Genomic DNA, 22,269 nt, shown 5'->3' with positions numbered 1-22,269 from the left:
GCCCTTATGTAGAAAAGGGCTTTTTATATGGAGGTCTGCAGCTATGGAGAAAAAAGCAACGGTATTGGATGAAGCCGCTATACGACGTGCGTTAACAAGAATTTCTCATGAAATTATTGAAAAGAATAAGGGCGTCGAAGACCTTGTTTTAGTAGGTATAAAAACAAGAGGTGTGCCAATTGCAGACCGCCTTAAGGAAAAAATTGAAAGTATCGAAGGTCAGTCTATTTCAGGTGGAGAGCTTGATATTACTTTATACAGAGATGACCTGGAAAATAAAAGCCATGAAATAGATCCTGATGTTAAAGAAGCTCATATATCAGCTGACATAACACATAAAAAAGTTATCTTAATAGATGATGTATTATATACAGGACGGACAGTGCGTGCAGCAATGGATGCACTAATGGACCATGGACGTCCTTCTCAAATACAGCTCGCTGTCTTAGTAGACCGGGGTCACCGGGAACTGCCGATAACTGCAAATTATGTTGGAAAAAATATACCTACTTCCCAGGACGAGGTGGTAACAGTAGAGCTTTCTGAAACAGATACCCGTGATGAAGTGATAATTTACGAAAAATAAAATAGAATCTTACTTTTTAATAAAGTCCAGTGAGGCTTAAAAGGTCGGAAGTATGATGCGTGTCAGGTGATACGTATACCTCTTTGCGAACTTTTAAGCAAAGAGTTTTTTTATGCTTAAAGGGAGGAATCATCATGAAATCAATAGAAGCAGCAGTAGGCATCAGAGAAATACCAAGCGCGCCCAAGTGGCTGGCTCTAAGCTTTCAGCATTTATTCGCCATGTTTGGAGCAACCATTCTTGTCCCGTTTTTAACAGGTCTTCCGCCTGCCGTCGCACTAGTATCGAGCGGATTTGGTACTCTCGCTTATCTGCTCATAACCCGTGGCCAGGTGCCAGCTTATTTAGGATCAAGCTTCGCTTTCATTTATCCTATTATGGAAGTATCTAATACCCATGGGGTTGCAGGAGCTATGATCGGCAGCTTTTTAGCAGGCCTTGTGTATGGTGCTGTGGCTCTCCTAATAACTATATTTGGAATGAACTGGATTATGAAGCTTCTGCCTCCTGTTGTTGTAGGACCGGTAATTATCGTAATTGGCCTCGGATTGGCTTCTACAGCAATTGAAATGGCTATGTATGAGTCCGGGGACGGAGAAGTTTACAGTGCCACTCACTTTACTGTGGCACTGGTCACCCTGGGCATTACGATCTTAGCTACCGTCTTTCTAAGAGGATTCTTAAGCTTACTTCCTATTTTAATCGGGATTGCAGGAGGCTACGTATTTGCACTAAGTCAAGGGATAGTAGATACGAGTGAAATTGCTGCAGAATGGACAGCAGTTACAAGCGCTCAATCAATAGGAAGTTTCTTTTCTGCTATCTTTAGAATGCCCGAATTCCTCATTCCTTTTGTAGATTTCTCCCCGGCGGCTGTATTCAGCTGGCAGATTGTTTTTCTTATGGTGCCTTTTGCTCTCGTAACGATTACGGAACACATTGGAGATCAAATGGTGTTATCCAAGGTGGTAGGCAGGAACTTTCTAAGAAATCCAGGGTTGAACCGCTCTATTCTCGGTGACGGGGCAGCAACTGTTATTGCTTCCTTCTTAGGAGGGCCCCCGAACACGACCTATGGTGAGAATATTGGAGTTTTAGCGATCACGAGGGTTTACAGCATCTTTGTTATCGGCGGCGCTGCCGTATTCGCCATATTATTCGGATTTATTGGAATGAGCACCGCGGTGATCAGTTCCATACCGCCGGCGGTAATGGGGGGAGTTTCTATACTCCTCTTTGGTACGATTGCTTCGAGCGGCTTACGCATGCTGATCGATAATCAAATTGATTTTGGTGAGAAAAGAAACCTTATTATTTCGTCCGTAATCATGGTGCTCGGAGTAGGCGGAGCTTTCATTGAGTTAACAGATGGAGTAGAAGTACAGGGGATGGCGCTGGCAGCGATCATTGGTGTACTGCTGAATCTGATTCTTCCAGGCAAAGAAAAAAGCCAGGGGAACGGTCGTATGTTTGAAGAACCTGCAGTTGAAGATAGTGATCAATCAACAGGAGCAGCTTAACTAAACAAGACGCGTTTTAACAAAGTCCCGTGAGGCTTTAAAAGGTGTACTTGGGCTTAGCTTATTCGTGACGTTTAACGAATGAAGCACCCCCGGACACCGGGGGTGCTTTTTTTAAAAAGGAGATGAAAACATGCAGCATTTATTATCAATGAATGAATTGAGTGCTCTGGACATTCAGGCGTTTTTCTCAAAAGCAAAAAAGATTAAGTATGGTGAAGAGCAATGGAGCGCTCCTAACGCGTTCGCGGCCAATATTTTTCTTGAACCGAGCACGCGTACGAAAAACAGCTTTTATATTGCAGAGAAGCGTCTGGGGATTGATGTGATAGATGTAAATGGAGCAGATTCCAGTCTGACAAAAGGAGAATCATTAAGAGATACCTTAAAAACATTAGAGTCGATTGGAGTGAAGCTGGCCGTGTTGAGGCAGTCAGAAGAAGGAATCTTAAGTGAACTGACAGAAAACCTCGACTTATCCATCATTAATGCAGGGGATGGGATCGGAGAACACCCTACTCAATGCCTGCTTGATTTGTTTACCATCTCTGAAGAGTTCCGCTCCTTTGAAGGCCTGAAAGTCACCATTGCAGGAGATGTGAAGCACAGCCGGGTGGCTAGATCAAATGCCTTTGCCTTAAAGAAACTGGGAGCTCAAGTATCGTTTGTAGCTCCTGATGCCTGGAAAGATTCGGCGTTAGGAGACAGCTATATCACGATGGATGAAGCGGTTGAAAGAAGCGATGTTCTCATGCTGCTTAGAGTTCAATGTGAGCGTCATGAAGAGCCCGCAGAGTACGAAGATTACTTAAGTACCTACGGGCTGACTAACGCTCGAGAAGCCAGAATGAAACATGGCAGCATCATCCTTCATCCAGCGCCGGTAAACCGAGGGGTTGAAATTGATTCAGCTTTGGTGGAATGCCCTCGTTCGAGGATTTTTCAGCAGATGAAAAACGGTGTTGTTGTCAGAATGGCCATTATTCAAACACTTTTACAGGAGGAATGTGTAAATGTCACTGCTTATAAAGAATGCTAAGCGAGTAGAAAACGGAAGATTTGTTAACTGTGAAATTTTAATGGACAACGGTGTAATTAGAAAAATTGCTGATACAGTCAATGACGAGGCAGAGAAAGTAATCGATGCCGGAGGGCAGCTCTTAACGCCCGGGCTTGTCGACGTACACATACATTTACGGGAGCCCGGTGGAGAAGCAAAGGAAACGATTGCGACGGGAACCTTAGCTGCTGCTAAAGGCGGGTTCACTACGGTATGTGCTATGCCTAATACACGACCTGTGCCCGACAGCGTTGAAACGATGGAAGCACTCATGAATAAAATTGAAAAAGATGCGGTCGTCCGTGTTCTGCCTTATGCTTCGATCACAACCAGGCAGCTGGGTAAAGAAATGGTGGACTTTGACAAGTTAAAACAGTCAGGGGCCTTTGCTTATACGGATGACGGAGTAGGGGTGCAGGAAGCTGGGATGATGTATGAGGCAATGATACAAGCATCACGGCTCAACAAGGCGGTCGTTGCTCACTGTGAAGATAATTCACTAGTTTATAACGGGGTTGTTCACGAAGGAGAGGTCAGCCGCAGCTTAAACGTTCCGGGCATTCCAAATATCGCTGAATCGGTGCATATAGCAAGAGACGTACTGTTAGCTGAAGCTGCAAACTGTCATTATCATGTCTGTCATGTTTCTACAAAGGAGTCGGTCCGGGTCATTCGTGATGCAAAAAAAGCAGGGATTCATGTGACAGCAGAAGTTACACCGCACCACCTGCTGTTAAATGAAAACGACGTAACAGAGGATGATGCATTCTTTAAAATGAACCCGCCGCTGCGGTCCAAAGAAGATCAAGAGGCATTAATTGAAGGACTTCAAGATGGCACAATTGATTGCATCGCGACAGATCACGCACCGCACACCGAAGAAGAAAAACAATCCGGGTTAATCGAATCACCATTCGGAATTACAGGACTCGAAACAGCTTTTCCCTTACTTTACACAAATTTAGTTGAGAAAAAAGGTTGGAGCTTAGAAGAGCTTATTAACTGGCTTACTGAAAAACCAAGTCAATTGTTCAACTTACCATATGGAACACTTCAGGAAGGTGCACCAGCAGACGTAACCTTGATTAACCTGACAGAGGAGCGGCAGATTGACCGTTTTCAATTTGAATCAAAAGGTAAAAACACACCATTTCACAATTGGAAAGTAAAAGGATGGCCTGTATTAACCATCGTTAACGGAGAAATCGCATGGAAGGAGAATTCAAATGAAGCAGCTCGTACTTGAGGATGGCACCACTTTTATTGGGAAAGGTTTTGGCAGTGATACTGAACGTTTCGGAGAAGTCGTATTTAATACAGGGATGACAGGATATCAAGAGGTGATTTCCGACCCATCCTACTGCGGGCAGATCGTAACCTTTACTTACCCTCTAGTAGGGAATTATGGTATCAACCGCGATGATTTTGAAACGGTAAATCCGGCGATATTAGGGGTAGTTGTTAAGGAGCATTGTGACCATCCTTCCAATTTCAGAAGTGAAGAAACACTTGATGAACTTTTAAAAGCGAAGGGGATTCCGGGGATCAGCGGCATTGATACGCGTAAGCTCACGAAGATAATTCGCAAACACGGAACTATGAAAGCAGTGATTACCTCGGCTGATCGTCCAGTTGACGAAATCGTCGAAATGATGAAAGATACTCCGCTCCCTGTCGATCAAGTAAAGCAGGTATCAACAGTTAAGCCTTATGTCGTTCCAGGAAGAGGAGACCGGATTGTATTAATTGATTTTGGAATGAAACACGGAATCCTTCGAGAATTCACTAAACGTAACTGCCATGTTACCGTTGTTCCTTATCATACGACGGCAGAAGAAATTTTAAGGCTGAAGCCGGACGGAGTAATGCTTTCAAACGGACCGGGGGATCCAAAAGATGTACCAGAGGCGATTGAGACGATCCGGCAGCTTATGGGCCAGGTACCCATATTCGGAATCTGTCTTGGGCATCAGTTGATTGCCTTAGCCGGAGGAGCGGATACTAGTAAAATGAAGTTCGGACACCGCGGAGTTAACCAACCGGTAAAGGATTTACGTTCTAATCAAACAAGAATCACATCTCAAAACCATGGCTACGCCGTAAATGCAGCTTCAATACAAGCAACTAAGCTGAGACTCACCCAAGTGTCGTTAAATGATGACACAGTCGAAGGGCTGGAACACTCTTCAGCAAATACATTCAGCGTGCAGTACCACCCTGAGAGTTCTCCGGGTCCGGACGATACTTCTTATTTATTTGATGAGTTTTTACAGCGTATAAAGCAGGAGAAGAGTAAAAATAAGGAGGCTCTTTATGTCTAAGCGAACAGATATACAGCGTATACTAGTAATTGGATCAGGACCGATTGTCATCGGGCAGGCAGCGGAATTCGATTATTCCGGAACTCAGGCTTGTCAGGCCCTGAAAGAAGAAGGGTATGAGGTTATCCTCGCTAACTCAAACCCAGCAACGATTATGACCGATCATACTTTTGCAGATAAGGTGTATATGGAGCCTTTAACGCTTGAATTTTTAATGAAAATTGTTCGTAAAGAAAGACCAGATGCTATTCTTCCAACCCTCGGCGGACAAACAGGTTTGAACTTAGCTGTTGAACTGAGTGAATCTGGTATTCTCGAACGCTATCAGGTCGACTTGCTGGGTACACCGCTTGATGCGATTCAGAGAGCAGAAGACCGTGAGAAATTCCGTTCCTTAATGCATCAAATGGGACAGCCTGTTCCGGACAGTGAAATTGTAAATACAGTAGAAGAAGCCGTTCAGTTCGCAGACCGGATTGGTTACCCCGTGATTGTACGCCCAGCCTACACGATGGGAGGAGCCGGGGGCGGCATGTGTGATGATGAAGCGCAGCTGAGGGAAATTTCACGCAGCGGCATATCATTATCTCCCGTGAGCCAATGTTTAATTGAAAAAAATATCGCCGGCTTTAAAGAAGTCGAGTACGAAGTCATGAGAGATACAAATGATCAGGCAATTGTTGTATGTAACATGGAGAATTTTGACCCTGTTGGTATCCATACCGGAGATTCGATTGTGTTTGCTCCATCTCAAACTCTAAGTGACCGTGAATATCAGATGCTGCGAAATGCGTCCCTTGAGATTATTCGTGCGTTAGAAATTGAAGGTGGTTGTAATGTCCAGCTCGCACTGGATCCAGACAGTTTCCAGTATTATGTAATTGAAGTGAATCCGAGAGTCAGCCGTTCATCTGCTTTAGCTTCCAAAGCTACAGGTTATCCTATTGCCAAAATGGCTGCTAAAATTGCTGTCGGCATGACTTTAGATGAAATTAAAAATCCTATTACAGGCACAACATACGCCTGCTTCGAGCCAGCCTTAGACTACGTTGTAGCCAAAATTCCCCGCTGGCCATTTGATAAATTCGCTAAAGGAAATCGTAAACTCGGTACACAAATGAAAGCTACAGGAGAAGTGATGTCAATTGGCCGCTCGATTGAAGAAGCGTTACTAAAAGGTGTCCGTTCCTTAGAGGGTGAAAACGATGACCTTTATGTGAGCTCGATAGCAGACCTTTCTGTTGAAGCGTTATTTGACAGGATGAAGAAAGCAGATGACGAGCGCTTGTTTATTTTAGCGGAAGCCCTTAGGAAAGAAGTGTCGTTAAAAGAAATACACAATGCCACGGGGATTGATTATTTCTTCCTTACTAAACTGCAAAATGTCATAAGACTGGAACAGTTAATTAAAGAAGAGGGCTGGAATAGAGAGACTGTTAAAGAAGCTAAGGAAAAAGGTCTTTCCGATGGCCAAATTGCAAGAGTACTGAATGTTAGTGAAATGGATGTTATGAGCTTCAGACAGGAACATAACATTCGGCCTGTATATAAAATGGTTGATACCTGTGCCGGGGAGTTTGTGTCAGAGACCCCGTACTTCTACAGCACGTATGAGGAAGAGAATGAGTCTGTAGTCTCACCTGAGAAGAAAGTGCTGGTCATCGGATCGGGTCCGATTCGGATCGGACAGGGAGTGGAGTTTGATTACGCTACCGTCCACTCGGTCTTAGCCCTGAAGGAACTTGGATACGAAGCTATCATTATGAATAACAATCCTGAAACGGTTTCTACAGATTTTAGTGTGTCAGATAAACTTTATTTTGAACCTTTAACTTTAGAAGACGTCATGCATGTGATTGACATTGAAAAGCCTGAAGGCGTGATTGTTCAGTTCGGCGGACAGACTGCAATCAACCTGGTCGAAGGACTTAACCGGTGTGGAGTTTCCATTCTAGGAACAACTATGGAAGCCATTGATCAAACGGAAGACCGGGACTTATTCGAGCAGCTCCTTAATAAACTGGATATTGCAAAGCCGGGAGGAGAAAGTGTCACGAGTGAAGCAGAGGCTGTTAAGGCAGCAGCCGACATCGGCTATCCGGTCGTCGTTCGACCTTCTTATGTCCTGGGCGGACGGGCTATGGAAATCGTGTACTCAGAAGAAGAGCTGAATATATATATGGAAGAAAACGTAAGAGTGCACAATGGCCACCCAATCTTAATCGATAAGTATTTAACAGGAATGGAAATCGAGGTGGACGCCATTACCGATGGAGAAGACGTTCTCATTCCAGGAATCATGGAGCATATTGAAAGAGCTGGTGTCCACTCAGGGGATTCTATGGCGGTTTATCCTACTCAGCGTTTAAAGGAAGAGCTTGAGCAGCAGTGTGTCGACGCTACACTGAAAATCGCCAGAGAGCTGAACATGAAAGGGCTAATCAATATTCAATTTGTCATATTAGATGAAACAGCTTATGTGCTGGAGGTTAACCCGCGGGCAAGCCGAACTGTACCATTTTTAAGTAAAATTACTGGAATTACAATGGCTCAGCTGGCTACGAAAGTAATATTAGGACAAACGTTAAAAGAACTGGGCTACTATTCTGGAAGAGCGGAAAAACCTGATGGCGTATATGTGAAAGTGCCTGTATTCTCTTTTGAGAAGCTAAGAAGTGTGGACACAACACTAGGACCCGAAATGAAGTCCACAGGCGAGGTCATTGGATACGACCAAAGCTTGGAGAAAGCATTATATAAAGGTATGACAGCAGCTGGATTGAAAATACCTACAGAGGGATCTGTGTTGTTAACTGTAGCTGATAAAGACAAGGATGAAATGCTTGATATTGCAGAAACTTTTCACCAGCTTGGCTTTCAGCTTATTGCTACAAAAGGGACAGCTCAAGCAATTGAAGCAGCTGGTATACCTGTAGAAGCTGTAGGGAAATTAGGTTCAGAGCAGCGGGATATTATCGATTTAATCCGTAATGGAGAAGTTCAGTTTGTCGTAAACACGTTAAATAAAGGCCGTCGTTCCCGTTCAGATGGTTTCTTAATCAGACGGGAAGCCGTTGAACATGGAATCGCCTGTTTAACGAGTTTAGATACAGCTAAAACTATTGTTGAGGTTATCGATGCAATGACCTTTACAGCACGTACCATCGATAAGAAGGAAGCGGTGTTCGTCTAATGATTAGAGAATGGATGCGGATTGTCAACCATCAGGAGATTGCGGAAAAAACTTACCTGATTGAATTAGAGGGTGAAATTAGTACGCTTGTGAAAAGACCGGGGCAGTTTGTACACGTTCAAATTAGTGAGCAATACTTCTTACGACGCCCGGTATCTATTGCTGATGTAAGTCCCGTAAAAGGCACAATCACCCTTTTATATAAGGTGATGGGGGATGGAACAGAAGCTCTCACATATAAACAATCTGGTCAATCACTCGATATTGTTGGTCCGGGAGGAAACGGCTTTCCGGTTCATCAGCAAAGAGGAGAACAAGCTCTTCTTGTCGGGGGCGGAATTGGCATCCCTCCTCTGTATTATTTAGCTAAGCAGCTTACAGCAAAAGGGGTTTCTGTGAAAAGTGTGTTAGGCTACCGCTCGGAATCAGATTTGTTTTATGTCGATGAATTTCAATCATTAGGGGAGGTCCAAATTACTACAAATGATGGAAGTGTTGGAGAGCAGGGGTTTGTAACTGATGCTCTCCCTCCGCTTAATTCCATTGATTATTACTACACGTGCGGACCGACTATAATGTTGAAAAAAGTAAAAGAAGAACTAATAAATGTTCCCGGTTATATTTCTATTGAAGAGAGAATGGGATGCGGAATCGGAGCCTGCTTTGCGTGCGTACTTGAAACCTCTGAAAGCTGTGGGAAAGGTTATGTAAGAGTATGCAGCGACGGGCCAGTTTTTCGACCGGAAGAGGTGATTTTATAATGGATTTAAGTATAAATATACCTGGGCTTAACCTGAAAAACCCGGTAATGCCTGCATCTGGATGCTTTGGATTCGGGAAAGAATTTGCACAGTTCTATGATCTCTCAGAATTAGGAGCAATTATAATTAAAGCTGCTACAGGGGAGAAGAGGTTCGGTAATCCAACTCCACGGGTAGCAGAAACTGCAAGTGGAATGTTAAACGCAATTGGCCTGCAAAATCCAGGTGTCGATGGCATTATTGAACATGAACTCCCTTTCTTAACACCTTATAAAACACCTATTATAGCCAACGTAGCCGGAAGCACGCTTGAGGAATACGCCGATGTTGCTGCGAAAATATCAAACGGAATGGTGCAGGCGCTGGAGGTTAACATTTCATGCCCCAATGTAAAAGAAGGGGGTGTTCAATTTGGAACAGACCCGGAGCTTGCATACGAAGTAACGAAAAAAGTAAAGCAGCAGACGGACCTTCCTGTATACGTCAAACTATCTCCTAACGTAACGGATATTGTTTCAATGGCCAAATCAGTGGAACAGGCGGGAGCTGACGGACTTTCCATGATTAACACATTGACTGGTATGAAAATAGATCCGAGGTCCAGAAAGCCGATCATCGCCAATCAGACAGGAGGATTGTCTGGTCCTGCTATTAAACCGATTGCGATTCGAATGATTCATCAAGTTTATAAAGAAGTTAAACTTCCGATTATTGGCATGGGCGGAATTGAAACAGCAGATGATATTATTGAATACTTGTTAGCCGGCGCGAGTGCAGTAGCTGTAGGGAGTGCCAATTTTAAAAATCCTGCGGTTTGTGTGGACTTAATCCATCAGCTGCCGGAGACTTTAGACAAGTATGGGTTTACATCTGTACAGGAAGTGATTGGAGGTGCTCATCATTAAAAGTTTAAAAAGTTTAGCGGAGATCTATGTAGCACTGGATTTTGAAGATAAACAGCAAGCTCTTAGTTTTTTGCAAAATAATAACTTAGCTGGTATTCCCGTCAAGACAGGGATGGAGCTTTTCTATAGAGAAGGACCTCGTATCATTCATGATCTTAAGGAAAAAGGGCATCCGGTTTTTCTGGATTTAAAGCTTCATGATATCCCACAAACGGTTAAAAGAGCCATGAAGAACCTGGCTTCTTTAGGCGTTGATGTCGTAAATGTCCATGCCTCGGGCGGGAAAGAAATGATTCAAGCAGCCAGAGAAGGCTTACGCGAAGGAAGTATCAACGAGAACAGCCGTCCTGTTTTACTGGCTGTTACTCAGCTGACATCGACAGATCAAAATATGCTTACTAATGAATTACTTATTCCGCATTCAGTAAAAGAGAATGTTGCTCATTTAGCAGAACTGAGCAGGGCAGGTGGAGCGGACGGGGTTGTATGCTCCGTAGAAGAAACAAAGATTGTAAAACAAGTGTGCGGTTCTGAATTTCTAACTCTCACCCCGGGCATCAGACAGCAGAATGAAACGAACCACGATCAGAAAAGGGTGGCCAGTCCCCATAAAGCGGGCGGAGAAGGTACAGACGCTATAGTAGTTGGAAGAAGCATTACACAGGCACAATCCCCTGAAACAACATATAAACAAATAAGGGAGGAATTCCTAAATGGACAGCAATAATATATCTACATTACTGCTTCAAATTGGAGCTGTACAGGTTAACCCGAAGCAGCTCTTTACATGGACGTCTGGACTGAAGTCCCCGATTTACTGCGACAATCGTATGACCATGTCTTATCCAGAAGTGAGGGAACAAATCATTGATCAGATGGTCCAGCATATCGAAGGGCTCAATGAAAAGGTGGATATGATTGCAGGCTGTGCCACAGCGGGTATTCCCCATGCTGCCTGGGTTGCGGATCGCTTGAATCTCCCTATGGTTTATGTACGGGGAGAAGCGAAGAAACACGGAAAGGGAAATCAAGTGGAAGGGGATTTAACGCAAGGAGAAAACATAGTAGTGATCGAGGACTTGATCTCTACAGGTAAATCCTCAATAGCTTCCAGTGATGCCCTGCGTGAAAGCGGCAAACACGTAGTGGAGATTGTGTCTATTTTTAACTATAATTTGTTAAAAGCCCGGCAGGCTTTTGAGGATAAAGATTACAACTTCTATTCCCTGGCTGACTATGACGAATTAATTGAACAGATGAAAAAGGACAATGAGTTAACGGAAGAAGATTATAGTAAACTAAGTGAATGGAGCCATCGCCCTGATATGTTTACAAACTCTTAATGTAAATTCGATTTGCTCAATCATAGGATTATTAGTACGATAGTAATATTAATAAACTATGGTGATGCTTATGAAATCCAGGAAACATTCCTTTTTTATAATGACAAATGCACTACTAGGTATAACGACATGTATGGTTTATTTGTACGTTTGGATATCTCTTACGTTTATGGAACCTATGTTGTCATGGCAGCCTCTGTTGGGATTTGCTGCCTGCTTTGTCCTGTTCTTTTTATGGAATAAATGGTTATTGAAAAAAGAACGCTCCCGTTACTGGGCACAGGCTCTATTTTCTTATTTAACTGCAATTGTAGTGTTTATCTATTTCCTGAGCCGGTAAAAAAATCCTTTTTCGATAAATGATCAATAAACCCATAAGCATTTATGAGGTCCTTTTCCACAAGGCTATATGCTCCAGTGGTTCCGAGAGTCTCTTTTGATTAAAAGGAACTGAAAACATGACGACTTCTGCGGGACAAGCAGACAGGAAGGGCCCAGGAGGTCACAGATCGAGGAGAATTTCCGCCTGACCAGCTTAAAAGCGACGCTTTTTTCATGATTCTAATGGAGGAATCATGTAATACCATGTGTACACCCATCCAGGCTTTTTCAACAGTCTAAAAATCCACTAGCTCGTAGTGGATTTTTTGTGTTATTTATCTTTAAGCCGTATAACTTCTTCAGCGTCAGGAGTTACATAAAGTGTTTGCTGGTCATCATACGTAACGTATCCCGGTTTTGCTCCAGAGGGTTTTCTAACGTTCTTAATTAATGTGTAGTCTACTGGAACGGAAGATGACTGACTGTACTTACTGAAGTAGGCAGCAAGTCTGGCAGCTTCGAATAGAGTTGATTCAGTCGGGTCACTGGCTTTAATGACCACGTGAGACCCTGGAATATCTTTTGCATGAAGCCAAATGTCAGTTTTATGAGCAATGCGGTTGGTTAAATATTCATTTTGTTTATTATTCCTTCCTACGTATATAGGCGTACCGTCACTTGACTGGTATGATTCTGGTGATGGTTTGGAAGGTTTCTTTTTTGATTTTTTTGCAGGAGTTCTTTTCTTTAAGTAGCCCTGTTCTCTTAGTTCTTCACGGATATCTTCAATATCTTCTTCCCGGGCAGATTCTACTTGCTGAATCAGGCGTTCAAAGTATTCAATCTCGCCGTATGCTTTCTTGATTTCCTGCTGAATAACTTGTTTTGATTTTTTTAACTTTTGATACGTTTGAAAATAATTCTGGGCGTTTTCACTCGGTGATTTAACAGGGTTTAATTCTATCGTCAGCTCAGATTGGTCCGGGTCATAGTAATCTACAACTGTAACAGCAGCATCACCAGATTTGACGAGATGCATGTGAGCAGTAAGCAGCTCTCCCATTTTTTGATAATCATCCGCAGCTTCTGATTTTTTTAACGTCGTTTCATGTTTCTTTAATTTTCGTTTGTTTTTATCCCGCTCATTTTTCAAAAAACGATAAAGGTCCCCAGCCTGCTGTTTGACCCGGTCGCGTTCAGCCTTTCCAGAATAGAACTTATCGAGCATTTCGCTTACAGTAGTAAAGCTCTTCGATTCCTGTTGAACATGGGTAAGGGGCAGCACATAAAACTGCTCGCGGTCCCCAGTGAAAACCGACGGGGTATATCGATGATGAGTAAGATGTTCGCGGACGTTCTCATAACTTGCTTTATAGTCATCAGAAGAGCCTAAATGAGCTCGAAAAGCAATTTCTTTTGTAATGGCGGGAGAAAAGCCCATCACATGATTTAATATTTGCTGGTCGATCCTGCCCGAATTGAAATCCAGCTTTTTAATTAACTCTTCACCTGTTAATGACACGGGGTCAATTTTCCCTTGAGAAGGGGGAAGTTTATATGGTTGTCCAGGCATAACTGTACGATGGCGGTTTTGAGAAGGAGGCAAATGTTTAATGCTGTCTACTATATGCCCCTGCTCGCTGTCGATCAATAAAATATTTGAATGTTTTCCCATAATCTCTACAATTAGTGTTTTGATCGATTCATCACCAATTTCATTACGGGATCTTACATGGAGCTTGACTATACGTTCCATCTCAATTTGTTCTATATCCTCAATAAAGCCACCGACTAGATGCTTTCTAAGCAGCATACAAAGCATTGGCGGTTCTTTAGGGTTCTGATACTGATCGTTCGTTAAATGAAAGCGTGCATAGCTCGGATGAGCTGATAACAATAAAGTATGTTTAATACCATTACGTCTAATGGTAAAAACAAGCTCTGTTTCAGTCGGCTGATAAATCTTTACAATTCTTCCCGATTGGATGGAACCTGTTAATTCATGAGTCACCGCACGGGTTACGACGCCGTCAAATGGCATGGTAATCACCTCTCTAGTCTTGTCAGTATAGCAATGATTCGCTTCCTTGTGAACAAATTTGATAAACTAAACTTGTTATAAACTTTATTTTAATTGGACGTGATGGAATATGATTCGGAGTATGACAGGGTATGGCAGAGAGGAATTAAATGTAGAAGGTGTCAAAGGGACATTGGAAATTCGAAGTGTGAACCACCGTTTCTTTGATTTTTCACCAAAAATCCCCCGTTCCCTGCTGTTTATGGAAGATAAATTAAAGAAGATTACAGGGGATGTAGTAAAAAGAGGACGCATCGATTGTTTTCTCAATTTAGAGGGGGAAGGTCTTACATCTTTAGGGCTTCAGGTGAATGAGGATCTCATCCGCCAATATAAAGAGCAGCTTCACATTTTAAAAGGCAAGTATGAGTTGACGGGTGAAATCTCTATTGATATGGTAGCTAAGTTGGATCACGCGTTTTCTATAACAGAGACTCCAAAACTCAGCAGCGGCTTAACATCAGCCGTCGAGAAGGCAGCGCAGAGGGCATTAGAACAACTGTTGTCCATGCGGGAAAGTGAGGGAGAACAGCTTAAAGTAGATCTTCTCCAACGACTGCAGTCGTTGGAAAGTATCGTGAATCTCATAGAAGCTAAGCGGGACTCTGTTATTAATGAGTATAAAGAAAAAATAGTACAAAGAATTGAAAATTACACAAAAGAAGCACTGACTGAAGATCAACAAAGAGTGTATCAGGAAGTCGCACTTTTAGCGGAAAAAGGAGACATTTCAGAAGAAGTGACCAGACTTTACTCCCATATTACACAGTTTCATACCCTTTTAAAACAGGGTGGAGTTGTTGGCCGTACACTTGACTTTATTGTGCAGGAGTTTCACAGAGAAATAAATACCATTGGGTCAAAGTCGAATGATCCGGAACTGTCCAACCAGGTGGTTAAAATGAAGAGTGAAATAGAAAAAATTAAAGAACAAGTACAAAATATTGAATAACAATTGAGATTTCTATTGTTTTTTTCATATAATAGGATTAGATTAGTGTCTTAGAAGGAGGAAGTTTTGTTGAGTTTAAGGTTAATTAACATCGGTTTTGGTAATGTGGTATCTGCCAACCGTATCATATCTATCGTTTCGCCTGAGTCTGCACCTATTAAACGTATTATTACCGTTGCAAGAGACAATAATAAATTAGTAGATGCTACATACGGCCGGAGAACCCGGGCTGTTATTATTACTGACAGCGATCACGTTGTATTATCTGCTGTCCAGCCTGAAACAGTGGGGCAGCGCGTATTAAGTAATGATGAAATGTCAGATGATAACTAGGAGGATCCATTCGTGATAAAGGAAAAGGGCATTTTATTTATTTTATCTGGACCCTCTGGTGTAGGTAAAGGAACAATAAGGAAAGCTTTATTTGATCAGTCTACAGATTTAAGGTATTCCATTTCAATGACAACCCGTGAGCCCCGGGAAGGAGAAACAGATGGAGTGGATTACTTTTTTAAATCACGGAATGAGTTCGAAAAGTTAATATCTGAAGGACAATTGATTGAACATGCAGAATATGTCGGCAATTATTACGGAACTCCCCGCCAGTACGTGGAACAGACTCTTGAAGAAGGAAAAGACGTCTTTCTTGAAATTGAAGTGCAGGGAGCTTTAAAAGTAAGAGAGAATTTTCCACAAGGGGTATTTGTATTCCTTATCCCTCCATCGTTAGAGGAATTAAAAGATCGAATTGTCAGCCGGGGAACAGAAACGGAAGAAAAAGTGAAGAACCGGCTGCTGGCGGCTAAAGAAGAAATCGACATGATGGATGCTTATGATTATGTTGTAGTCAACGATCAGGTTGATTCCGCAGTTAATAAAGTGAAAGCAATCGTAGCAAGTGAACATTGTAAACGAGAGCGCGTGGCACATCAGTATAAAAAAGCATTGGAGGCTGATCAATCATGATGTTAGAACCATCTATTGATTCATTGCAGAAGCAGATCAAATCGAAATATACATTAGTAACTCTTTCAGCGAGAAGAGCCCGGGAATTAAAGCAAGGAAGTGCACCTATGATAGACAATCCAATCTCAAGTCAGCAGGTGGGTGTAGCACTGGAAGAGATCGATTGTGGGAAATTAACGTATTCTCAAGCGGAGAACATTCAGGAAAGAACGGAAACTACGTAATGTATTCGTCACATACCATCATCAAAGCCGCGCTTACTTAGGATAAGGCGCGGCTTTTCGTTATTAATTGTTGAGGAAGGGATAGGTTCCTATGCTTTTAAACAAAAAAGTCGTATTAGGTGTGTCAGGAGGTATTGCAGCATATAAAGCCGCCGCATTAACGAGTAAATTAGTGCAGTCAGGAGCAGAAGTTAAAGTGATCATGACTGAAAATGCAAAAAAATTTGTAGCTCCTACAACCTTTCAGGCATTATCACGCCAGCCTGTATATTCAGATACTTTTATTGAACAGGATCCAAAACAAATCCAGCACATTGATGTAGCGGACTGGGCGGATCTGTTCTTAATTGCTCCAGCAACTGCCAATATAATCGGAAAACTGGCGAATGGGTTATCGGATGATATGCTGTCTACTACATTATTAGCTACCGAGGCCCCTGTCTATATAGCTCCGGCTATGAATGTGCACATGTATAGTCATCCTTCCGTCATTAAAAATTTAATGCAGTTGGACAATTGGGGATTTAAATTTATCGAACCCGGGGAAGGGTATTTGGCTTGTGGATATGTAGGCAGAGGGAGGCTTGAAGACCCGGATACTATTGTACGCATTCTTGAGAACGAAGAAGACAACCAGGGGCTTTTAACCGGAAAAAGGGTGCTGATTACAGCCGGTCCTACCCAGGAGAAGATTGACCCTGTCCGCTACTTTACCAATCCCTCAACAGGAAAGATGGGCTTTGCTTTAGCTCGCCAGGCATCAAAAATGGGAGCTGAAGTAACTTTAGTTTCTGGCCCTGTAAATTTAGAGACTCCTCCGAATGTGAAGAGAATAGATGTAGTTTCAGCTGAAGAAATGTTTGAAGCAGTGACGAATGAATTCTTACGCCATGATATTGTCATAAAGTCCGCTGCTGTGGCTGATTACAGACCTAGGCATTCATACGATTTCAAAATGAAGAAAAAGCCGGGAGATTATGCTGTAGAGATGGAGAGGACTAGAGATATTTTAATGGAGCTTGGGAAGGTGAAGCAGAATCAATATTTAATTGGTTTTGCAGCTGAAACCAATGACGTAGAACATTACGGAGAACAAAAATTGGTCAAAAAGAACTTAGATGCGATCGTTATGAATAACGTATCAGAAGATGGCGCTGGTTTTGCCTATGATACTAACGCATCTATTTATTTAACTAAGACCGGTAAAAGGTTGGAGCTTCCTTTAATGTCAAAGGACGAGCTTGCAAAGAAAATACTTATAGAGACTGCCGGGGAAATTACGGGTGATGTCTAATGAGTATCGCTAAAATTATCGTGGATGTGCCTTCACAAAACACGAACCGATTGTTCGATTATGGTATTCCTGATCATTACGCTTCCGTCATCCAGCCTGGTGTGAGAGTCATTGTTCCATTTGGACCTAGGAAAGTTCTAGGTTATGTGATTTCTCTCGCTGAGTTTAGTGATTTTAAAAAAGTAAGAGATATAGAGGATGTTCTTGATATTGCTCCTGCACTAACCCCGGAGTTACTTCAGATAGGAAAATGGTTATCGCGGCAGACTTTAAGCTTCTATGTATCTTGTTTACAGGTTATGCTTCCTCAAGTATTAAAGGCAACGTATCGTAAAGAGCTTTGGAAGCTTACAGAAGAAGACCTCCCTGAAGAGCTGGCTGAACTATTTGCCGGTCGGGAGACCATTGAATATAAGGAATTTGAAAAGTCAGGTGTAAGCTATCAGCAGCTGCGTCATTACGTTGATGAAGGCTTAGTTGATGTCCATTATGAAGTGAAGAGCCGTGAAACGACAAAAACGACTTCGATGGTGGAACCGGTGTTAGATCCGGTTGAGCTGGAAGAGAAGTTAGTGGACCTGTCAGCTCAGGCTAAAAAGCAGAGAGAGGTTATCGAATATTTTATTGATCAACAAGAGCCTCTACCGAAAAAAGAATTACTCAGCATAACAGAAGCGTCTGCATCTTCACTTAAACCTTTGCTGAAGCAGGGAGTACTTAAAGAGTATAAACAGGAAGTCTTACGTGACCCTTTTTCACATCGAGAATTTGAAAGAACTCAGCCTTTTCCTTTAACGGAGGAACAACAGGAAGCTATCACACCTGTGCTGCACACGCTGGAAGAGGAAAAACACGAGGTGTTTCTTCTCCATGGGGTCACCGGCAGCGGAAAGACTGAAATATATCTGCAATCTATTCAACAGGTCTTAAATCAAAACAAAGAGGCGGTTATGCTTGTGCCGGAAATCGCTCTCACCCCCCAAATGGTCGAACGATTCAAAGGCCGGTTTGGCTCAAAAGTCGCAGTTCTCCACAGCGGGTTGTCCGCAGGTGAGAAATATGATGAATGGAGAAAGATTCAAAGGCATGAGGTCAAAGTAGTCGTAGGAGCCAGGTCGGCGATCTTTGCTCCTTTCACTAATTTAGGAATCATCATTATCGATGAAGAACATGAAGCAAGCTACAAGCAGGAAGATAGAACACGCTATCATGCAAGAGATGTAGCAGTCGAAAGAGGGAAAATTCACTCCTGCCCCGTTATTCTCGGCAGTGCGACTCCCTCACTCGAAACATATGCCCGGGCGGCTAAAGGTAATTATTCTATGCTTACATTAAAGAAGAGAATGAATGACGCCTCCATGCCCTCAACTGAATTAGTAGATATGAGAAATGAGCTGCATCAAGGTAATCGTTCCATGTTTTCCCGGGTTCTGCTTGATAAGTTAAAAGAAAGAATAGAACGCGGCGAGCAGTCTGTGTTGTTTTTAAACCGCAGAGGGTATGCAACTTTTGTTATGTGTCGAGACTGTGGACATGTGAAAGAATGCCCTCACTGTGATATCGCCCTTACTTATCACCGCCGCCAGGAGAGGCTGAAATGTCATTATTGCTCTTATGAAGAGCCGATGCCCAGTCAGTGCCCAGAGTGTGAAAGTAAAACGATTCGATACTTTGGGACGGGAACTCAAAAAGTAGAGGAAGCGCTGCAGGAGCTTATGCCAGAGGCGCGGGTACTTAGGATGGACGTCGATACAACCAGGAGAAAAGGAGCACATGAGCGATTATTAAATGACTTTGGAGACAAGAAAGCCGACATTCTACTCGGCACCCAGATGATTGCCAAAGGTCTTGACTTTGCCAACGTCACTTTAGTGGGAATTCTTGCGGCGGATGCTCTGCTGAATCTGCCTGACTTCCGTGCCGCAGAAAAAACATTTCAGCTTTTAACTCAAGTAAGCGGACGGGCAGGCCGTCATAAATTGGCAGGAGAAGTTATTGTGCAAACTTATAATATGGATCATTATAGTATTCAGCTTGCAAGTGAATATGACTATGAACAGTTTTTCAATGAAGAAATGAAATTAAGAAAAGCGTTCAAGTATCCGCCATACTATTTCCTGACGTTGTTTACCATTTCGCACCCCAACCAGTTAAAGGTCCAGGAAGTTACTCAGAAAATTGTAGTATATATGCGGAATAAATTATCTGAAGAAGCTGATGTTTTAGGTCCAACCCCGTCAGCACTCACACGGATCAACAATAGATATCGATATCAATGCATGGTAAAATATAAAGACGAACCCGAACAGCATAAGTTAATACAGCGAATTTTACACTATTATGAAGATGAATTAAAAGAAGAAAACGGACTGCAGATAAATGTAGACTTTCAACCGTACCAATTAATGTAAGGAAGGAGTATATACATCATGACACGAATTGCATTTATGGGAACACCTGATTTTGCTGTTCCCGTGCTCAGGCAGCTTGTTGAGCACAACTATGAAGTAGTAGTCGTCGTAACACAACCGGACCGCCCTAAGGGCCGAAAGAAAACGTTAACTCCTCCGCCGGTAAAGCAGGCCGCTGAAGATATGGAAATCCCTGTGGTCCAGCCAGAAAAAATCAAAAACGAATATGATCAAGTGTTACAGTACGAGCCGGAATTAATCGTGACGGCAGCTTTTGGTCAAATTCTTCCTGAAGCTCTTTTACAATATCCAAAGCATGGATGTATCAACGTTCATGCTTCACTTTTACCGGAGCTGCGGGGAGGAGCGCCCATTCATTATTCTATTATTGAAGGAAAACCTGAAACCGGAGTTACCATTATGTACATGGTCAAAAAACTCGATGCTGGTGATATACTGACTCAAGTTAAAGTGCCTATTGAAGATAATGACCATGTGGGAACTCTTCATGATAAGCTGGCCAGAGCAGGCGCAGATTTATTAATGGCAACCTTACCCCCGCTTCTTGCAGGAGAAATAACACCAGAGAAACAACTAGAAGAAGAGGCGACCTTTGCTTCAAATATAAAACGAGAGCAGGAAAAAGTAGACTGGTCTATGGACCAGCAGGCTATTTATAATCACATTCGTGGAATGCATCCATGGCCTGTAGCTTATACATATTGGAATGGAAAACCGTTAAAAATATGGTGGAGTGTTAAAGTGAATCAGACATACGCCCAGCCTGCAGGAACAGTCGTAGATTTTCACGAGGATGGTCTCGTAGTTGCTTCAGGAGATGGGAAGGCCATTAAGATAACTGATCTTCAACCCTCAGGAAAGAAACGAATGAATGGGCAGGCTTTTCTAAATGGGGCAGGGCAAGCCATGCAGATTGGTGATCGACTGGGGGAGCAGGACTAATATGACAAAGTACCAGCTTAGAGAATCAGCATTAGAACTACTAACACGTATAGGTGAACAGGGCGGATACAGTCACGTCCTGTTAGATCAGGAAATGAGAAAACATCGGTTAAGCCAGAAGGACGGGGCGCTTTTAACTGAAATTGTATACGGGACTCTTCAAAACAAGCTGAAAATTGATTATCAAATCCACCCCTATATAACTAACCAAAAGAAACTGAAGCCATGGGTAAAATGGCTGCTCTACATGTCTGTTTATCAAATGCTTTATTTGGAGCGTGTCCCCGATCATGCGGTCATCCATGAGTCAGTGGAAATCTCCAAGAGAAAAGGGCATAAAGGGATTTCAAGTTTGGTGAATGGTGTACTTCGAAATGTACAGCGTAACGGCGTCAAAGATACCGAAGCGATCACTGACCCTCTAGAGAAGCTCTCCATTGAAACGAGTCACCCGGTTTGGCTTGTGAAGCGCTGGGTGAGACTATATGGGATGGATTTAACGAGAGGCATTTGTTTTCAGAACCTTAAACACCTGCCCATGTCTGTACGGGTACAGACTCTTAGAATATCGAGGTCGGAAGCAGCAACAGAATTGAAATCAAGAGGCATAGTTGCAGAAGAAAGCTTATTCTCCTCGCAGGGCCTTCTTATTACCGAGGGCCGCATATTAAATGATCCTCTGTTTAAGAAAGGGCTTGTTACTGTACAGGATCAAAGCTCAATGCTTGCAGCTGAAATGATGGATTTAACTCCTGGAGATGCAGTACTGGATGCCTGCAGCGCACCTGGTGGAAAGACTACTCATATAGCTGAAAAATTAAGTGACCGAGGAGAAGTGACGGCTTATGACCTGCATAAGAAAAAAGCTAACCTTGTTAAGGAAAAAGCAGAGCTGCTGCAGTTAAGTTCAATTAAAGCAGATCAAGCGGATTCGAGAAAACTCGGACAGGTCCACCAGGAAGAGTCATTCGATCGAATTCTGCTGGATGCTCCATGTTCAGGACTCGGGGTGTTAAGAGGAAAGCCGGACATAAAATATCATAAAAAAGAACAAGATATTTACGATCTGCGCACTATACAAGACAGCCTGCTCGTTAGTCTTGCGCCGCTTCTTAAAAAAGGAGGCAAGCTGGTTTACAGCACTTGTACAGTAGACCAGCATGAAAACGAAGGAGCAGTAAAAGAATTTTTAAATCAGAATAAAGATTTCACTGTTGATTCTTCCTTTGTCGAAGACCTGCCTGACTTCTTAAAAGATTCAACGGGTATCAGCGAATATGGATTGCAGCTGTTTCCCCAGCAATGGGATACAGACGGATTCTTTTTAACCAGGTTAGTGAAAAGGTAACGTGATTTGAAAGAGATGGGG

19 protein-coding genes are annotated in these 22,269 nt (G+C 42.8%); 18 read left to right on the top strand and 1 reads right to left on the bottom strand.

Features of this window, described 5'->3' with window-relative positions:
- Positions 1-43: 43 nt before the first annotated feature.
- The 10 genes from pyrR to pyrE all read left to right on the top strand — a co-directional run bounded on the left by pyrR (position 44) and on the right by pyrE (position 11,689).
- Positions 44-586, top strand: coding sequence for a bifunctional pyr operon transcriptional regulator/uracil phosphoribosyltransferase PyrR (gene pyrR, locus LF822_RS04400; protein ID WP_253922734.1), 543 nt, complete (start codon positions 44-46; stop codon positions 584-586).
- Positions 587-720: 134 nt separating this feature from the next.
- On the top strand, positions 721-2,106 hold the full coding sequence (locus LF822_RS04395; protein ID WP_253922733.1) for a solute carrier family 23 protein: 1,386 nt from the start codon (positions 721-723) through the stop codon (positions 2,104-2,106).
- Positions 2,107-2,239: 133 nt separating this feature from the next.
- Positions 2,240-3,145: an aspartate carbamoyltransferase catalytic subunit gene (locus LF822_RS04390; protein ID WP_253922732.1), complete on the top strand. Its 906-nt coding sequence runs from the start codon at positions 2,240-2,242 to the stop codon at positions 3,143-3,145.
- Complete coding sequence (locus tag LF822_RS04385; RefSeq protein ID WP_253922731.1) at positions 3,120-4,412, top strand: dihydroorotase; 1,293 nt, start codon at positions 3,120-3,122, stop codon at positions 4,410-4,412. Before LF822_RS04390 ends, LF822_RS04385 begins: the two co-directional genes overlap by 26 nt.
- Positions 4,393-5,487, top strand: a complete 1,095-nt coding sequence (locus LF822_RS04380) for a carbamoyl phosphate synthase small subunit (RefSeq protein WP_256521499.1) — start codon at positions 4,393-4,395, stop codon at positions 5,485-5,487. The genes LF822_RS04385 and LF822_RS04380 overlap by 20 nt, the downstream gene beginning before the upstream one ends.
- Positions 5,480-8,680 carry a carbamoyl-phosphate synthase large subunit gene (carB, locus tag LF822_RS04375; protein ID WP_253922730.1) on the top strand — a complete coding sequence of 1,067 codons (3,201 nt, stop codon included), beginning with the start codon at positions 5,480-5,482 and terminating at the stop codon, positions 8,678-8,680. The genes LF822_RS04380 and carB overlap by 8 nt, the downstream gene beginning before the upstream one ends.
- The gene (locus LF822_RS04370; RefSeq protein WP_253922729.1) at positions 8,680-9,441 is read left to right on the top strand and encodes a dihydroorotate dehydrogenase electron transfer subunit; all 762 of its coding nucleotides are present in this window, start codon (positions 8,680-8,682) and stop codon (positions 9,439-9,441) included. The genes carB and LF822_RS04370 overlap by 1 nt, the downstream gene beginning before the upstream one ends.
- The gene (locus LF822_RS04365) at positions 9,441-10,346 is read left to right on the top strand and encodes a dihydroorotate dehydrogenase (protein WP_253922728.1); all 906 of its coding nucleotides are present in this window, start codon (positions 9,441-9,443) and stop codon (positions 10,344-10,346) included. The genes LF822_RS04370 and LF822_RS04365 overlap by 1 nt, the downstream gene beginning before the upstream one ends.
- The gene (gene pyrF, locus LF822_RS04360; protein ID WP_371925823.1) at positions 10,333-11,073 is read left to right on the top strand and encodes an orotidine-5'-phosphate decarboxylase; all 741 of its coding nucleotides are present in this window, start codon (positions 10,333-10,335) and stop codon (positions 11,071-11,073) included. Before LF822_RS04365 ends, pyrF begins: the two co-directional genes overlap by 14 nt.
- A complete protein-coding gene (pyrE, locus tag LF822_RS04355; protein WP_253922727.1) occupies positions 11,060-11,689 on the top strand; it encodes an orotate phosphoribosyltransferase in 630 nt (209 codons plus the stop codon). The genes pyrF and pyrE overlap by 14 nt, the downstream gene beginning before the upstream one ends.
- Positions 11,690-12,341: 652 nt before the next feature.
- On the opposite strand, the gene LF822_RS04350 is transcribed toward pyrE, so the two are convergent.
- A complete protein-coding gene (locus LF822_RS04350; RefSeq protein WP_253922726.1) occupies positions 12,342-14,051 on the bottom strand; it encodes an Rqc2 family fibronectin-binding protein in 1,710 nt (569 codons plus the stop codon).
- A 109-nt stretch (positions 14,052-14,160) separates the two neighbouring features.
- On the opposite strand from LF822_RS04350, the gene LF822_RS04345 reads away from it, so the two are divergent.
- From LF822_RS04345 to rsmB, 8 genes are all read left to right on the top strand, one after another.
- Complete coding sequence (locus LF822_RS04345) at positions 14,161-15,042, top strand: YicC/YloC family endoribonuclease (protein WP_253922725.1); 882 nt, start codon at positions 14,161-14,163, stop codon at positions 15,040-15,042.
- A 69-nt stretch (positions 15,043-15,111) separates the two neighbouring features.
- Positions 15,112-15,375 (top strand): extracellular matrix/biofilm regulator RemA, encoded by a 264-nt coding sequence (gene remA / locus LF822_RS04340; protein WP_253922724.1) that lies wholly within the window; start codon positions 15,112-15,114, stop codon positions 15,373-15,375.
- Between the two features lie 12 nt (positions 15,376-15,387).
- Positions 15,388-16,008: a guanylate kinase gene (gmk, locus tag LF822_RS04335; RefSeq protein ID WP_253922723.1), complete on the top strand. Its 621-nt coding sequence runs from the start codon at positions 15,388-15,390 to the stop codon at positions 16,006-16,008.
- The gene (gene rpoZ, locus LF822_RS04330) at positions 16,005-16,232 is read left to right on the top strand and encodes a DNA-directed RNA polymerase subunit omega (RefSeq protein ID WP_253922722.1); all 228 of its coding nucleotides are present in this window, start codon (positions 16,005-16,007) and stop codon (positions 16,230-16,232) included. The genes gmk and rpoZ overlap by 4 nt, the downstream gene beginning before the upstream one ends.
- A 91-nt stretch (positions 16,233-16,323) precedes the next feature.
- Complete coding sequence (coaBC, locus tag LF822_RS04325; RefSeq protein WP_253922721.1) at positions 16,324-17,526, top strand: bifunctional phosphopantothenoylcysteine decarboxylase/phosphopantothenate--cysteine ligase CoaBC; 1,203 nt, start codon at positions 16,324-16,326, stop codon at positions 17,524-17,526.
- Positions 17,526-19,937, top strand: a complete 2,412-nt coding sequence (priA, locus tag LF822_RS04320) for a primosomal protein N' (RefSeq protein WP_253922720.1) — start codon at positions 17,526-17,528, stop codon at positions 19,935-19,937. Before coaBC ends, priA begins: the two co-directional genes overlap by 1 nt.
- An 18-nt stretch (positions 19,938-19,955) precedes the next feature.
- Positions 19,956-20,900, top strand: coding sequence for a methionyl-tRNA formyltransferase (fmt, locus tag LF822_RS04315; RefSeq protein ID WP_253922719.1), 945 nt, complete (start codon positions 19,956-19,958; stop codon positions 20,898-20,900).
- 1 nt (position 20,901) lies between these two features.
- Complete coding sequence (rsmB, locus tag LF822_RS04310; RefSeq protein WP_253922718.1) at positions 20,902-22,248, top strand: 16S rRNA (cytosine(967)-C(5))-methyltransferase RsmB; 1,347 nt, start codon at positions 20,902-20,904, stop codon at positions 22,246-22,248.
- Positions 22,249-22,269: the final 21 nt, after the last annotated feature.

It is taken from the genome of Halobacillus sp. A5 (assembly GCF_024189315.1).
Taxonomy (GTDB): Bacteria; Bacillota; Bacilli; order Bacillales; family Halobacillaceae; genus Halobacillus_A.
This window is presented reverse-complemented; position numbering and strand designations above follow the sequence as displayed.